1 protein-coding gene is annotated in these 1,065 nt (G+C 25.7%); it reads left to right on the top strand.

Going from position 1 to position 1,065, the window contains the following annotated elements:
- Nucleotides 1-910, top strand: a 910-nt coding sequence (locus tag D9R21_RS07720; RefSeq protein ID WP_158613994.1) for a PBSX family phage terminase large subunit, incomplete at its 5' end; no start/stop codon positions are given.
- Nucleotides 911-1,065: the final 155 nt, after the last annotated feature.

Genomic DNA, 1,065 nt, shown 5'->3' with positions numbered 1-1,065 from the left:
ATATATTGTTGGTTATTGTAATGAATTATTACCTTTTAATGAAGAAATAATGCGTAGTAAATATGAACAAATTAAATATATTGAAAAATGAAATATGAAGATTATTATTCATTATTCTAGTTGAAGACTTAATTATGAATTACCACAAGATAAAGTTAATGAACAATTAAGATTAGAACAATTAGATATTGAAAGAGCAAGAGTATGGAGTTGAGGATTGCCTGGTAATACTAGTGGTTCAATCTTTGCGAGATATATTGATATTATGCAAGCAACAGATATTATTCAACCAACTAAGTTATTAGGTGGTGTTGATATTGCGAATGCTACTAGTCCTAAGGGACATACAACAGCAGCGAGTTTTTGAATATATAATTCATTTGATAAAAAAGCATATAAAGTTGCTGAATATACACACTCAAATGCTACACAACAATTTAAAGGACCATTAGAACAAATAAAAGATATTTTAGAGTTTTACAACAATCAATTAAATCAATATTTTAATTTAATACAACAATGTATATCGATTAATGTTGATGATAGTGCTTATTCAACATTGCAAAGTTTAAACCGAGAAAAATATAATTATTCTTTTGGTCAATATATGACATTTAAACCAGCACAAAAACAAAAATTTAAAGTAAGACATCGTGTAGAGGCATTTACAATGTTAATAAATACTAATCAATTAAAATGATTATGAGAAAAATGTCCTGTAAGTAAAACTCAATATGAATTAATTCAATGAGAAGATAAACCAGATGCCAGAGAAGAACGAATGTTAGACTTATATGATGATACATTTGATAGTGATTTTTATGCTTTACACTTTGAATTAATACCAATGGTTAAACATAATAGTTCAGCAGATTATAAATTATGACAACAAAGGGAGTGAATAACTTAATGAAAAAAGATATTTATGTAATACATGATGAGCGTGTAATAAATGCAAAAAGACCATATATGTCTGTTTGTGGACAAGTTAAAAAAAGACTTTGTCAAGAATTAAAAAAAGATAATATCGCAATATGTAAATTAAATTTATATAACGAATATATT

The organism is Spiroplasma endosymbiont of Megaselia nigra, from assembly GCF_003987485.1.
Lineage (GTDB): Bacteria > Bacillota_I > Bacilli_A > Mycoplasmatales > Mycoplasmataceae > Spiroplasma.
This window is presented reverse-complemented; position numbering and strand designations above follow the sequence as displayed.